This window comes from Sphingomonas phyllosphaerae (genome assembly GCF_029623345.1).
Classification (GTDB): Bacteria; Pseudomonadota; Alphaproteobacteria; order Sphingomonadales; family Sphingomonadaceae; genus Sphingomonas; species Sphingomonas phyllosphaerae_C.
On the sequence record NZ_JAPYKH010000001.1, the window covers coordinates 39,970 to 54,364 of the forward strand.

Sequence of the window (14,395 nt, forward strand, 5' to 3'; positions counted from 1 at the left end):
TGCGCGAGTAACAGCCAGATCACTTGCTTCCTCCCAGCGAGCGCAGCACCAGCGCGCGCTTCAGCGCAGCGGGCGGTGCCTCGGACTCGATCGTGATGGTGCGACTCTCTCCGGGCAAGAGGTCGAAGCCGTCGTCGGACGGTTGCGCCGCGGTGGCGCCGAAGTCGAGCATCACCGCCTGCGCCAGCTTCTGCGCAGTTATGGTGACGCTGCGCCCGTCCCAGCGCGCGCTGAGACCGGGAGCGGGCCAGCGCATCGCCTTGGGCAACACGCGCTCGATCACGCGGCGGCTGGCCACCGCGTCGCCGATGATGAGCTCGGCCACCGCATAGCTCGCCTCGGGGGGAGCGGCAGCGAACAGCTCGGCGTCGCCGATCGAGGCCACCTCCGCGGCGGCGAGCGGCGCCAGCGTCAGGTCGCCGCCGCGCTCGCCCAGCGCGCTGCCGTCGGTGGCGAAGGCGCGCACGCGCCAGCGCGCCGCGATCGGCCGGGTCGCATCGGACACGACCGCGAGGCGCAGCTTGCCGTCGCGATGCTCGGCGACGATCGCCTGCCGCGCGAAAAAGCGGCGCGCGGCGTATTGGAGCAGCTTCCACCGCCCGGAGTGATCGATGCTCGCCCAGGAGATCGCGGGCCACACGTCGTTGAGCTGCCAGAAGAGCGAGCCCATGTTGATCGGCCGGCAGGCGCGGTGGTGCAGCGCGGCCAGCTCGATCGCCTGCATCTGGTTGACCTGGGTGAGGTAGACGAAGTCGGCGAAGTCGCGCGGCTCGCCGAGCCGCTCGCGCAGGTAGAACATCAGCCGCTCGTTGCCCGCGCCGGCGAGGAACTTCTGGTGCGCGCGCATCACTGGCGCGTCCGGGGTAAGCTTGAGCGTGCCCGCGAAGTCCTTGATCGTGGCGAGATCGGGCGCGCCCTGGAAGCCGTACTCGCTCATGAAGCGTGGGCAGCTGTCGAGATAATTCTCGACCGGTTTGGAGCCCGACCAGACGTCCCAGAAGTGGCGGTCGCCGGCGGCGTCGGTGTCGACCGGGCCTTCGTAGCCGGTCGAGGGCGAGCCGGGCCAATAAGGAACCGCCGGGTCATAGTCGCGCACCGCGTCGCGCAGCACACGATCGAACAGCACCGCCATGCCGGTGCCGATCCGCTCCTGCTCGTCGACGCCGACGCGCTTCTTGAACGCCTTGCGATCGGACCAATTCTCCCAGCCCGACAGCACCTCGTTGCCGCCCGCCCACAGCACGATCGAGGGGTGGCCGGAGAGGCGCGCGACCTGCTCCTCGGCTTCGACGCGGACGTTCTCGCGGAACGCCGCGTCGGGCGGGGTGACCGAGCCGCCGAACATGAAGTCCGACCAGATCATCAGCCCCAGCTCGTCGGCGGCGTCGAAGAAGGAGTCGGGCAGATAATGGCCGCCGCCCCAGATCCGCAGCATGTTCATGTTGACTGCCTTGGCGTCGCGCAGCAGCCCGCGCATCGTCGCAGGTGTGACGCGCGACGGGAAGCTGTCGAACGGGATCACGTTCGCGCCCTTGGCGAAGATCGGCGTGCCGTTGACGCGGAAGCCGAAAGCGCCGCCGCCGCGGATCAGCTCGACGGTGCGCAGGCCGATGCGCCGCTCGGCGCTGTCGCTCGCGATGCCATCCTCGACCAACGCGCCGCTGACGCGGTACAAAGGCTGCGAACCATAGCCGACCGGCTGCCAACGCTGCGGCGACGCGACCGTCAGCGGCACGGTGACGCGGTTGCGCCCGTGGGCGAGCGAGACCTTCTGCTCGGCGGTGACGGTCGTGCCGTCTGGGGCCGCCACCTGCGCGCGCAACGTCGCGGTGCGCGCGTGGCCGGCGATCACCTCGAACTTGGCAGCGAGCCGCGCCTCCTGGTCGGTGAGCGCGACCTGCTCGACCAGCATGCGGTCGAGCCGCGCCTCGTCCCACGCCTCGAGCCGCACATCCTGCCACACGCCGATGTTGACGATGCGGGGCCCCCAGTCCCAGCTGTAATGGTACTTGGGCTTGCGGATGTAGGGCGAGGTCTGCTTGCCTGCGGGCTCGTCGCCGAACGCCGAGTCATATTCGCCCGGCAGCGGGTTGGCCTCGGCGAGCACCATCGGCTGGAGCTTCCTGATCGGCGAGGCGAAGGCGATCGTCACCTCGTTGCGTCCGGCCCTGAGCCATTTCTTGGCCTCGACGCGCCAGCGGCGGTGCGCATTGTCCGCGGTGAGCACGACCTGGCCGTTGATCGACACGGTCGCGAACGTGTCGAGCCCGTCGAATACGAGGTCGAGATGGTCGCGTTGGAGCAGCGCGGGCGTGACGTCGAGCACGCGCTGATACTCCCAGGCGGTGAGCCCGGGCCATTGGATCGCGGCCTCATTGGTGCGCAGGAACGGGTCGGGCACCTGGCGCGTCGCGATCAGGTCCTGCTGGACGCTGCCCGGCACCGTCGCGGTGAACCATCGCGCAGCGCGGGGATGCGCCTTGGCCGCGGCGGCGTCGGCGGGATCGATCCGCACGCGCCAGCCGCTGTCGAGCGAGGTAACGGTCTTGGGCGCGGCGGCCGCAGCGCCGGCGATGAACAAGAGCGGCAGGCAGAGCAGGGCAGTGCGACGCATCAACGACGGTCCGTGAGGCTGACCCGCTCGACCGCGTACAGCGGCTCGGTGAGCGGGGAGGTGAACTGGAAGCAGAGGTCGCGATCGCCGTCCATCGCCGGCAGCGTGCCGGTGAAGCGCAGCCGCTGCGGTGCGCTCGCGGGATCGGGCAGCGGGAAGCTGGCGGCGATGACGGGGCGGGGCGCGTCGGGATCGGGCTTGCCGTCCTTCATCGCGGGGCAGCCCAGCGTCACCAGCAGCTCGCCGTGCGGGGTGACATTGAAGTGGCGCCGGACCTTGTCGATGTCGTGCGCCAGCCCGTGATTGCGCGCCAGCCGCGCCACCTCGACGGTGAAGCCCCCCGCCACGTCCAGCGGCGCGGCAGGGTAAACGCTGCACAAGTTGAAGATGTTGACGTCGTAGGTCGGCGCGTTCGCGACGGCGTCGGCGGTGAGCGGCACGCGCAGCCCGCGTGTCTCGCCGGGGCAGGCCGCCATCTCGCCCGACACGCGCGTGAGCAGCGCCTCGCGCCCGGTGTCGAACGCACGCGGCGCGGCAAGCGCGGTACCCGCGGCGTCGAACGGCGCGGCGCGCACCGTCTGCCCCAGCGCGAGCGACAGCGGCGCGGCGTAGCGGCGCGACCGGGGCGTCGGCGCCGAGCCGTCGAGCGTGTAGCGGATCGTCCCCTGCGGCGCGTCCTGCGCGAGGGTCAGGCTCACCCGTCTGCCGCGCAGCGCGTCGCCGCGCGTACCCGCGAGCCTGACATCGACGGCGGCGCTGGAGTCGGCCACCGCGACCCCGCCACGCTTCCAGCGCGCGACCTGCGGCTGGAGCCGCGTCAGGAAGCCGGCGAAGTCGCGCGGTCGCTCGATCCAGCTGTTCTCCGCCAGCGCGGCGAGCCGCGGAAAGATCGAGTGCTGATACTGGTAGGGCGTAACGAGATACTCGCTCCACAGGTTCATCTGCGCGCCGAGCACGTGGCCCGCCTTGGCCGGATCGAGCCCCTTCGGCATCGGCTCATAGGCGTAGGTATCGGCGAGCGTCTGTACCTGGATCGGGCCGGGCGGCTCGTCGGCGCGGTAGCTCTGGAGGTAGTTGATGTACATCGTCGGCGCGGGCGAGAGCACGACGTCATGGTTCTGGTTGGCGGCGTCGACCGCGCCCTTCTCGCCGCGCCACGACATCACCGAGGCGGAAGGAGGCAGGCCGCCCTCAAGGATCTCGTCCCAGCCGATCAGACGCCGGCCTTTGCTCGACAGATAAGTGCCGAGCTCGTCGATCAGCCAGCTCTGCAGCGCATTCTCGTCCTTGAGGTTGAGCGCCTTGATCTGCGCCTGCACCGCGGGGCTGCGCTCCCACTGGTCCTTCACCGCCTCGTCGCCGCCGAGATGGACGTAGGTGCCGGGGAAGACGTCGATCAGCTCGTCGAGCACCTGCTTGACGAAGGCGACGCCCTCGGGCCCGGGATTGAGCAGATAGGGGAAGATACCCCAGCCGTTGCCCGTCTCGGGCCGATCGCCGAGTACGCCGAACTGGGGATAGGACGCGACCAGCGCCTGGGCGTGGCCGGGCAGGTCGATCTCTGGAACGATCGTGATCCCGCGCTCGGCGGCGTAGCGTACCAGGCCGCGCAGCTCGTCCTGCGTGTAGAAGCCGCCGTAGCGCTGTGTCGGCGCCGCGCCGCCGGTCGACGGCGGGGTGCGCCACGCGCCGACCTCGGTGAGCTTGGGATAGCGCTTCACCTCGAAGCGCCAGCCTTGGTCGTCGCTGAGATGGAGGTGGAGCGTGTTGAGTTTCACCGCCGCCATCTGGTCGACGATTTTCTCGATCTCGGGCAGCGGGAGGAAATGGCGGGCCGTGTCGAGCATCAGCCCGCGCCAGGCGAAACGCGGCGAGTCCTCGATCGTCACCGCGGGCACGCGCACCGATTGCCCGAAGTGTGCGTCGGGGCTGAGCAGCTGCACCAGCGTCATGGCGCCGTGGACGAAGCCCGGCGCGGCGGCGGCGGCAACGCGGATGCCGTCACGGGCCACGGTGAGACGATAAGCCTCGTCGCCCTTTATCGAGGGGTCGGCGACGAAGCGGATGCGCGCGGTCGCAGTCTCGGCGGGCGCGAGCACGATGCCGCGCGCGGTGCGGACGTGGTCGACCAGCAGCGTCGCTGCAGACCGGGCGAGCGGCGTGTCGGCGGCGACATCGGCGCCAGCGGCGATCGTGAGCGTGCCGGAACCGCGCGTGAGCGACTGCGGCATCGGGAGCAGCTTGGGTACGTCACCGCCGCGCTGCGCCGTTGCCGGCGTCGCGATCACCAATGCCGCCCCGATCGAGGCCCCCAGCGTGCTGCGGATCATGCCCACCCCTTGGTTACGTTTTGGTATTAAGAGGTATCATGACCGATGCACTGCCGGGCGTCCATGCCTCGGCCATAAAAAGAAAGGCGCGCGGTGAGGGGGAACGGCATGACCCGATAAGGGCAGGCGTGGGCCATAAGGAGCAGGACCACCCCCTTCTGTCGCCCCGGCGGAAGCCGGTGCGACAGAAGGGCAAGGCGATCACATCCGGAAGGTGACACTCCCCACGAAGGTGCGGCCGTTCTTGTACGAGGCCGAAGGGCGATCGCGCGTGCCGCTATATTGCAGGTAGGTCTCGTCGAGCAGGTTCTGCGCGTTGACGGTGAGCGAGATGTTCGGCGTCAGCGCGAGCGAGGCCGAGGCGTCGAGCTGGTTATACGGAGCGACCATCTCGAACGAGTTCAGGCGGCCGATCGCGCGAAAGTAGGAGGAACGATAATTGTAGCTGACGCGTGCCTGGAACGGCCCCTTCTCGAAATAGGGGATGACGTTAACGGTGTGCTTCGAGAGATAAGGCAGGTTCAGCTCACCGTCGACGCCCGGGATCACCGAGGTCGAACTGTCCTGGTAGGCATAGTTCGCCTGGATGCCGAAGCCGCCCCAGATCTCCGCCTGGCCGTTGACCAGCACGCCGTTGACCTTCGCCTTGCCCGCGTTGATCGGGCTTGAGAGGCGATAGGTGTTGATCACCCGACCCTCGAGCGAGTTGTAGAAGCTCTGGTTGTTCAGCGTCGTCGACAAGATGTAATTGCCGATCTCGCGGCGATACAGCTCCAGCGACAGCAGCGCGCCCGCACGCGGGTAGAATTCGGCGGTCACCTCATAGTTGGTCGACTCATAAGGCTTCAGGTTCGGGTTGCCGCCCCCGGCGTCGAAGGTGACGTCGTTCTGCGTGATCGACGCCGCGAGATCCTGGTAGCGGGGCCGCGAGATCACCTTGGCCACCGCGCCGCGCACGATGACCTGTGGGTTGATCTCATAGGCGACGTTGAGCGCGGGCAGGAACTTCAGGTAATCGGTCGAGGTGCTGGTCGGCACCGGGATCGGGTTAGGGTTGTCCAAAGTCGGCAGCGACAGCGCGTAATAAGAGACATCGCGCGTGTAGACGAGCCGCCCGCCCAGGTTGCCGCGTAGACCCCCTTGATCGAAATTGACCTGGACGTAGCTGGCGGCGGTGCGCTCCTCGACCCGCGTCGAACCGCCGACCTTGGTGAACAGCGGCGTGTTGATGCTGTTTGCCAGGATGTCGATCACCGCATCGCGCGGCAGGTTCAGATATTTGGTCGCCGACCCCGAGCCGCCAGAGCCGTCGAAGATGCCGTCCGGCGTGGTCAGCGTGGTCACACCCAATTCGGAGCCGAGCTTCGAGGTGGTCAGGTAGGTGTTGATCCCGCGGGCGTCGATCTTGTTGACATGGTCGGTGATGCGCGCGCCGATCAGCACCTGCTTGAAGAAGCCGTCGCTGAGCGGGACGGTCGCGTCGAAGCCGCCGAAGATGTCGCGATCGGTGGTGACGCTATAATCGAGGCCGCCGATCTGCGCGGCGTTCAGCTGCGTGCCGTTGACGTTGTAGGGCGCGCCCTCGATCGTGACCGGGTTGTTCTGCGGGTTGGTGAAGTAATTGGCCGGGTTGGTCAGGTCGCCGGTGTAATTGACCTCGGCGGTGGTGGGGCTGATCGCATAGCTGAACGGCAGCTTGGTCTGCACGTTGAACAGATATTCCGGGTTGCGGCCGCCGGTCGCCTTGCTCCAGCCGCCGAGGAAGGTCACCTTGGCGCCGTCATCGCCTTCCCAGTCGGCGAAGAAGTTGAGATTGTCGGTCTTCAGCTTGGTCGCACGCACCAGCGTATCGAGCTGGGCGTTGCGCTGGCTGGTCGCCGCGCCGAACGAGGCCTGGGTGACGAGCCCGTTCGAGATCGTCGCCGATTGCAGGTCCGCGCCGCTCCACGCGCCGGGGATGGTGTACATCGCCTGGCTGTAATTGTTGTAATTGCCGTTGATGTGCAGGCCGTTCAGGGTGAGCGTCAGGTTGCTGGCCGGGCGGTATTGCACCGTGCCCGAGACGCTGGTGCGCTCGCGCTGCTGCTGGAAATAGGCATAGTTGATGCCGAAGGGCGAGGCCGCCTTGTACAGGTCGGACACGGTCCCCCCGCTGATCGTCGCGTTCGGGTTCTTCAGGCTGAGCGCGCCCGTGGTGGCGTCGCGATTGACGAAGGGGCTGCTGTACGTGCCATCGGCGTTGGGGGTGCTATTGTCATAGCCGAAGAATTCGACACCCGAGCGGACCAGCTGCTGCTTGTCATAGGTCGCGGCGACGAGGAAGCCGAAGGTCTCGTCCTTGTTCTTCCAGCTGTACAATCCCGAGCCGCGGACGCTGCCTTTGTCCGACCGGTCGTTGTAGGTGTAGCCGGCCGAACCGAACAGCGAATTGGCCTCCAGCTCCAGCGGTCGGCGCGTGCGCACGATCACCGTGCCGCCGAGGCTGCCGTCCTCGAGCCGCGCCTCGGGCGACTTGTACACCTCGAGCCGGTCGACCAGCTCGGGCGCGAGCAGCGAGTAGTTGAAGGTACGGCTGGACGGGTCGTTGTCGTTGCCGCCCCAGTCGGCCGAGGCCAGCGCGTGGCCGTCGAGCAGCATGCGGTTGAGCGCCGGATCGGTGCCGAGGATGGCGACCTTCTCGCCCTCGCCGAAGCGGCGGTCGATCGATACGCCGGGGATGTGCGCGAGCGACTCGGCGACGTTGCGATCGGGGAACTTGCCGATGTCCTCGGCCGAGATCGCGTCCACCACCGCATTGGCACTGCGCTTGACTTCGATCGCCTGACGGAGGCTGCGCGCATAGCCGGTGACGACGACGTCCTCGCCGGTGGTGTCGCTCGACGGATCGACCGCCGGGGCGGCCTCGCTCGGCGGCGTCGTCGAGGGCGGGGTCTGCTGCGCCTGCGCGGTGCCGGCGAGACCGGTGAGCGCGGTCGAGAGTAGGACCAATTGCCGCATACGCATCGTCATATTCTCCCCTTTGGGCGACCCGGCCCTGACCGCTCGCTCCATGTGAAAAGCCGTGTTCGCCCCGCGACCGCGCGTCGGGTTGGCCCCGCTCCTGCGATTCCAAGATCGTATAACCAAAGTATACCAATCAGGCGACAAAAAATTGCACTTTGGTTACGTATTGTGCACCTTGTATTAAGTAGCGGATGGCGTTCGATTTCTCGGCCATGCGGCATCCGAGGCTGAGCGTTGCCGGGCCGATGATGAAGGCGGCATGAAGTGGTTCTATCGAACTGGGAGCGACGATTGTGGCGCTGGACCTGTTCCGGTACGTTACGACGATCCGGCGATGATCAGCCGGCAGGGGGAGAAGGGAATGGGGTTCGCCGAGGAGATCGGAAAGTTCCGGCGGGGCAATGCGGCGCCACTCTACCTCCAGCTACAACAGGTCATTCGCGACGGCATCGGCGGCGGCAAGCTCCAGCAGGGTGACGCCATTCCGGCCGAGCGCGACCTCGCGGTGGAGTATGACGTTTCGCGCATCACGGTGCGCAAGGCGATCGGCGGTCTGGTCGAGGAGGGATTGCTGACCCGGCGACGCGGCGCGGGCACCTTCGTCGCGGGGCGCGTCGAGAAGAGCTTCTCCAAATTGTCGTCCTTCACCGAGGACATGGCGGCGCGCGGCAAGACCGCGTCGAGCCAGTGGATCCTGCGCGCCGCCGGCACGGTGAGCCCCGAGGAATCAATGGCGCTCGGCCTCTCGCCCGGCGCGGCGGTGTACCGTTTCCACCGGCTGCGCAGCGCCGACGACGAGCCGATGGCGCTCGAGCTCTCGACCATCGCGGGCTATTGTCTGCCCTCGGCCGAGGCGGTGGGGGACTCACTCTACACCGCGCTTCAGGCGGCGGGCAGTCGGCCGGCGCGCGCGCTGCAGCGGCTTCGCGCCGTACCGTTCGGGGGTGAGCACGCGCGGATGCTCGGTGTCGAGTCGGGCCATGCCGGGTTGCTGATCGAGCGGCGCGGCTTCCTGCGCGACGGGCGTGCGGTGGAGTTCACCCGATCTTATTACCGCGGCGACGCCTACGACTTCGTCGCCGAGCTGTCCGATCTCTGATGCGGCGGCGTGACCTGCTGCGCGGCACCGCGGCGCTCGCGACCGTCGCGGGCGCGCCGCTCGCCGCCGCGCCTGCGGGCCGTCGCGGCGCGAGCGACGGGCTGCCGATGCCCGCGCCCGTCGACGCGCTGCCGCCGCGCACCTTCGACGGCGATCCCACGCGGGTGCGGCTCGAGCGCGGATGGCTGTTCCACGAGGGCGATATCGCGCCGCCGCGGCTCGACACGCACAATGCGACCTACGCCAGCGTCAAGGCGGGCAACGCGCAGGGCGCCGCGGCGATCGACTGTGACGATTCCGATTGGCAGCGGGTCCGACTGCCGCACGACTGGGCGTCGACGCAGCCCTTCGTCGAGACCGCCAACGTCGCGCAGGGCTATCGCCCGCGCGGGATCGGCTGGTACCGCCGCCACTTCGCGCTCGACGCGCGCGACCGCGGGCAGCGGATCGAACTGCACTTCGACGGCATCGCCACCAACGCGACGATCTGGGTCAACGGCAGCGTCGTGGCGCACCATTGGTCCGGCTACACCAGCGTCTACGTCGACCTGACGCCGTTCGCGCGGTTCGGGGACGAACTCAATACCGTCGCTGTTCGGGTCGACGCGGAGGCGATGGAGGGCTGGTGGTATGAGGGTGCCGGCATCTACCGCCACGCCTGGCTGGTGCGTCGGCCGCCGGTCTCGATCGTGAGCGACGGCGTCCACTGCGATCCGCGTCGCGGCGCGGACGGCGCGTGGCACGTGCCGGTGGCGGTGACGCTCACCAGCGTCGCGCGCGACGATCGCGCGGTGCGGGTCGAGGCGCGGCTGCTCGCTTCCGACGGGGGCGAGGTCGCGCGCGCTGAGATCGGCGCGACCGTCACCGCACTCGATGAGGCGGAGGCACGGTTGACGCTGGCGATCGGTACGCCGCTGTTATGGTCGATCGAGCGGCCGACACTCTACACCGTTGTCACGCGCGTTACCGGCGCGGGAATCGCCGACGAGCGTCGTACGCGGATCGGCTTCCGCACCGCCCGATTCGACGCCGACCAGGGCTTCTTCCTCAACGATCGGCCCGTCAAGCTGAAGGGCGTCTGCCTCCATCAGGACCATGCCGGGGTCGGCACCGCCATGCCCGACTCGCTCCACCGCTGGCGGCTGGAGCGGCTCAAGGCGATCGGCTGCAACGCGATCCGCTGCTCGCACAATGCCCCCGCGGCCGAGTTCCTCGACCTGTGCGACGAACTCGGCTTCCTCGTCATGGACGAGAACCGCCAGTTCAATCCCGCGCCCGACTATATGGCGCAGCTGCGCTGGCTGGTGCGGCGCGACCGCAACCATCCCTCGGTGATCCTCTGGTCGGTGTTCAACGAGGAGCCGATGCAGGGCACGCCCGCGGGCGTCGAGATGGTGCGGCGGATGGCACACGCGGTCCGCGCGCTCGACGATAGCCGCCCGGTCACCGCGGCGATGAACGGCGCCTTCTTCGAGCCCGCCAGCGTGTCGAGCGTCGTCGACGTCACCGGGTTCAACTATTACCAGGGCGACTATGACCGGTTCCACCGGCTCTTCCCGACGCGCCCGATGACCAGCTCGGAGGACACCAGCGCGTTCGAGACGCGGGGCGCCTTCGCCAGCGACCCCGTTCGCCACGTCATCTCCTCCTACGACGACGAGGCGGCGAGCTGGGGCGGGACGCACCGCGCGACATGGCGCGCCATCGCGGAGCGGCGCTTCGTCGCGGGCGGCTTCACCTGGACCGGCTTCGACTATCACGGCGAACCGACGCCTTATGACTGGCCGACGGTCTCGAGCTTCTTCGGCATCATGGACCTCTGCGGCTTCCCCAAGACCGCCTATGACGTGCACCGCGCGCACTGGGTCGACGACGCCGCGGTCGTGTCGATGGCGCCGCACTGGACTTGGCCGGGGCGCGAGGGCCAGACCGTTCCCGTGCTGGTGATGAGCAACGCCGAGGAGGTGACGCTGTCGCTCAACGGCCGCTCGCTCGGCACGCAGCGGGTCGACCGGATCATGGGCAACGAGTGGCAGGTGCCGTACGCGCCCGGTCGGATCGAGGCGGTGGCGCGGCGCGGCGGGCGCGAGGTGGCGAGGGCGGCGCACGAGACCGCGGGCGCGCCGGTGGCGCTGCGGCTCACCCCGGCGCGGCGGGTGATGCTGGGCGACGGCGACGACGCGCTGCCGGTGACCGTCGACGCGATCGACTCACGCGGCCGGCATGTGCCCACCGCCAACCTCCCGGTGCGCTTCGGCGTGACCGGCGCCGAGATCATCGGCCTGGGCAACGGCGATCCCAACAGCCATGAGCCCGAGCAGGGTGATACGCGCAGCCTGTTCAACGGGCTGGCGCAGGTGATCGTGCGCGCGGCGGCGGGGGGCGGCGCGGTGATCCTGGCCGCGACCGCGCCGGGACTCCGCGCGGCGCGCGCCACGATCGACCGGCGCGCGATCGCGCCGCCAGCCAACTGGCCCGAGCAGCGACGCGCCCAGCCGCTGGCCGAGTGGCGCCGCTCGGCCGCCTCGCGCGAGCGCCCCGCCGCGGACGCGGCGCCGCCCGACGGCGACAACAACAGCTGGGCGTTCGTCCGGCCCGGCGCGCTGGTGCCCGGCGAGGCAGGAGCGGACTGGCACGCGTGGCGCGCGGTGGTGCGGCCGTGGCGGCGGGTCGGCGCGGAAGGCGGGACCATCCGCTTCGACTCGGTCGCGGGTCGCGCCGAACTGCTCGTCGACGGTCGCCCGGTCGCGAGCAAGCCCGACGCGGCGCCGGGCGCGATGGAGGCGCGCGTGCCGGCTGGCGCGGGCGACCGGGTTGTGCTGCTGCTGGTCGAAGGCGCGGCTCCGGCGGGGATCGCCGGCGAGGTGACGCTCGGTGCGGACTGAAGTACCGGCTTCAGCTCGTCGTCGCCTTGCGGGGGAGGTGTCAGGCCGCACGCTTGACCACGGGGTGTCGCCACCGGCGACTCTTCCCGAGCCACTACCCGGGACACGCCTTCGTGGCGCGACGCGCAGCACTTCCCTCGCAGGGGATCACTGCGGCACTCCCGTCATTCCGGCCGTGAGCCGGAGCCGTGGATCCGCAAAAGCAACGGCTTAAGCGTTCGTGGCACGATGGATCCCGGCTTAAGGCCGGAAACGAGGGCGGAGGGCGCGCTCGCAATGATGCAACGATCACCCCGCAACGGGGATCTCGGCACCGGCCTGGCGGTCGCTCCGATCCCGTCCGGATAGGTCGCCGCGGCGCGGCCTCAGCTGCGATAGTCCGCGTTGATCGAGATATAGCCGTGCGTCAGGTCGCAGGTCCACACAGTGGCGCGACCCTGGCCGAGCCCGAGATCGACCCCGATCTCGACCTTCTGCCCCTTGAGATGCGCCGCGACCGGCGCCTCGTCATAGCCTTCCACCGCGAGCCCATCGCGCGCCACCTGGGTGGCGCCGAAGCGGATCGACAGCCTGTCGCGCTCGGCCGGCTCGCCCGCTTTGCCCACCGCCATGACGACGCGGCCCCAATTGGCGTCCTCGCCCGCGATGGCGGTCTTCACCAGCGGCGAGTTGGCGATCGACAGCGCGACGCGGTGGGCGGAGGCGTCGCTCTCGGCGCCCTCCACCGTCACCTCGATCAGCTTGGTCGCGCCCTCGCCGTCGCGCACCACCAGCAGCGCGAGCTGGCGGCAGACGTCGGCGAGCGCGGCGCGGAAGGCGTCGGCGCCGGGGCTGTCATCGTCGGCCAGCCGGGTGTTGCCCGCCGCCCCGGTGGCGAAGGCGAGCACCGTGTCGCTGGTCGAGGTGTCGCCGTCGACGGTAATGCACGAGAAGGTGCGCGCGTTGGCGGCGGCGAGCGCGGCCTGGAGGAAGGGCGCCTCCACCGCCGCGTCGGTGAAGATAAAGCCCAGCATCGTCGCCATGTCGGGCGCGATCATGCCCGAGCCCTTGATGACCGCCGCGATCGTCACAGTGCGTCCGTCGACCACCGCGGTCGCGCTCGCACCCTTGGGGTAAGTGTCGGTGGTACCGATCGTCTCGGCGGCATCGCGCCAGCTTGCCGCCGGCGCGGCGAAGGCGGCCGCGACGCCGGCCTGCGCCTTGTCGATCGGTAGCGGCACGCCGATCACCCCGGTGGAGGCGACGAAGACGTCGGACGGCTGACAGCCGAGCTGTGCCGCCGCCTGCGCGGCGATCGCTTCCACCGCGGCGCGTCCGCGATGCCCGGTGAAGGCGTTCGAGTTGCCGGCGTTCACCACCAGCGCGCGGGCCTGGCCGAGCACCAGCGCGGCGCGGCACCATTCCACCTCGGGCGAGGGGCATTTGGAACGGGTGAGCACGCCGGCGACGGTGGTGCCGGGTGCGAGTTCGGCGAGCGTGAGGTCGGTGCGGTCCCACGATTTGTAGTGCGCGCGCGCGACCCGGAGCGTCACCCCGGCGACGCTCGCCATTTCGGGGAAGGGAGTGGCGAGCGGGGAGGTGGACGTCGACATGGCGCCCTCTTAGGCGCGGCGGGAGAGCACGCAAAGAGGCGCCGTGGTGAAGCATCTCGCTGAACGCCGTATGCTGTCTGGGCGGATCGCCGGGTGCGAAGCTGTCGGTTCGCCGCCGCAATATACTGGGCCATGATGGGCGCCAACGCGCTCCACGCTACCGCGCTCGGTGACGGGAAGCGTCTCTATGCGGAGCGTTGGCCATGTGCCACGGCGTCGAGGCGCGTGGCGACGGGCCGCTGCGCGCAAGAGCCATCCGCCCACGCCCGATCTGACCACGAAAGCTTACAGGAAGCGCTTGGCCTTTATCCCGGCGTCATCGTGGCCTCGATCATCTTGCCGCCGGACGGTGATCTGATACCGCGGACCTTACGGGAAAACGGCGTGCGGGTGCCGTCTCATGGCTGCACGGTACGCGACTGCCGCGACATCGATGCCGATATGAAGCGGATCATCGGCGTAGCGCACGCGCGCCATGGGCAGCCCCAGCGCTGACGAATTGATGGTTTACTCGGCGAAGCGCCGGTGGACGGGCGGTTCGTCTCGTCTTATGTCCAGGGGCGTGAACCTTTTGCTGCTCCTCTCGGCCCTGCTCTCCGCGCTGACCGGCGTGGGGGCGAGCGCGCGTCAGGCGCAGCCGGCGCAGGCAGTGGCGCAGCAGGCGCGCGCCGTCGCGATCGTCTCGGCGGCGCGCCAGGTGGCGGTCCGCCCGGGGCAGGCGCTTGCCGCGCTGATCACGAGCGCCGCCGCGCCGGGTGGCGTTGCGCTTGTGCTCTCACCGCGCGAGCCGATCTTCGCGGGTCGCCGGCGCGTCTAGCGCCGCGCCGCTTCCGCTCTCCCCCTATTAGATCAGCGTGCGCGCGCGGACGAAA

The 14,395-nt window shown here is 69.4% G+C and carries 8 protein-coding genes; 4 read left to right on the plus strand and 4 right to left on the minus strand.

The window, feature by feature from the left end; all coding sequences use genetic code 11:
* Nucleotides 1–19: 19 nt before the first annotated feature.
* The 3 genes from QBJ89_RS00160 to QBJ89_RS00170 form a co-directional block, all read right to left on the minus strand.
* Nucleotides 20–2,614, minus strand: coding sequence for a beta-mannosidase (locus QBJ89_RS00160; RefSeq protein WP_277978528.1), 2,595 nt, complete (start codon nt 2,612–2,614; stop codon nt 20–22).
* Entirely contained in the window at nt 2,614–4,944 is a 2,331-nt protein-coding gene (locus QBJ89_RS00165) for a beta-N-acetylhexosaminidase (protein WP_277978529.1), read from the minus strand. Before QBJ89_RS00165 ends, QBJ89_RS00160 begins: the two co-directional genes overlap by 1 nt.
* 201 nt (nt 4,945–5,145) lie before the next feature.
* Nucleotides 5,146–7,953, minus strand: a complete 2,808-nt coding sequence (locus QBJ89_RS00170; protein WP_277978530.1) for a TonB-dependent receptor — start codon at nt 7,951–7,953, stop codon at nt 5,146–5,148.
* A 355-nt stretch (nt 7,954–8,308) separates the two neighbouring features.
* Here QBJ89_RS00170 and QBJ89_RS00175 point away from each other — a divergent pair, with 355 nt between their 5' ends.
* On the plus strand, nt 8,309–9,046 hold the full coding sequence (locus QBJ89_RS00175) for a GntR family transcriptional regulator (RefSeq protein WP_183921065.1): 738 nt from the start codon (nt 8,309–8,311) through the stop codon (nt 9,044–9,046).
* Entirely contained in the window at nt 9,046–11,931 is a 2,886-nt protein-coding gene (galA, locus tag QBJ89_RS00180; protein ID WP_277978531.1) for a beta-galactosidase GalA, read from the plus strand. The genes QBJ89_RS00175 and galA overlap by 1 nt, the downstream gene beginning before the upstream one ends.
* 365 nt (nt 11,932–12,296) lie before the next feature.
* Here the strand turns inward: galA and argJ are convergent, their stop codons facing one another.
* Nucleotides 12,297–13,523: a bifunctional glutamate N-acetyltransferase/amino-acid acetyltransferase ArgJ gene (gene argJ / locus QBJ89_RS00185; RefSeq protein ID WP_277978532.1), complete on the minus strand. Its 1,227-nt coding sequence runs from the start codon at nt 13,521–13,523 to the stop codon at nt 12,297–12,299.
* A gap of 225 nt (nt 13,524–13,748) precedes the next feature.
* Here argJ and QBJ89_RS00190 point away from each other — a divergent pair, with 225 nt between their 5' ends.
* Nucleotides 13,749–14,018, plus strand: coding sequence for a hypothetical protein (locus QBJ89_RS00190; RefSeq protein ID WP_277978533.1), 270 nt, complete (start codon nt 13,749–13,751; stop codon nt 14,016–14,018).
* 67 nt (nt 14,019–14,085) lie between these two features.
* A complete protein-coding gene (locus QBJ89_RS00195; RefSeq protein WP_277978534.1) occupies nt 14,086–14,340 on the plus strand; it encodes a hypothetical protein in 255 nt (84 codons plus the stop codon).
* Nucleotides 14,341–14,395 lie beyond the last annotated feature (55 nt).

What these genes read in the sequence shown, in the direction of transcription:
- galA (WP_277978531.1), top strand. Translation starts at nt 9,046, where the DNA reads ATGCGGCGGCGTGACCTGCTGCGCGGCACCGCGGCGCTCGCGACCGTC.
- QBJ89_RS00165 (WP_277978529.1), bottom strand. Translation starts at nt 4,944, where the DNA reads ATGATCCGCAGCACGCTGGGGGCCTCGATCGGGGCGGCATTGGTGATC.
- QBJ89_RS00170 (WP_277978530.1), bottom strand. Translation starts at nt 7,953, where the DNA reads ATGACGATGCGTATGCGGCAATTGGTCCTACTCTCGACCGCGCTCACC.
- argJ (WP_277978532.1), bottom strand. Translation starts at nt 13,523, where the DNA reads ATGTCGACGTCCACCTCCCCGCTCGCCACTCCCTTCCCCGAAATGGCG.
- QBJ89_RS00160 (WP_277978528.1), bottom strand. Translation starts at nt 2,614, where the DNA reads ATGCGTCGCACTGCCCTGCTCTGCCTGCCGCTCTTGTTCATCGCCGGC.
- QBJ89_RS00175 (WP_183921065.1), top strand. Translation starts at nt 8,309, where the DNA reads ATGGGGTTCGCCGAGGAGATCGGAAAGTTCCGGCGGGGCAATGCGGCG.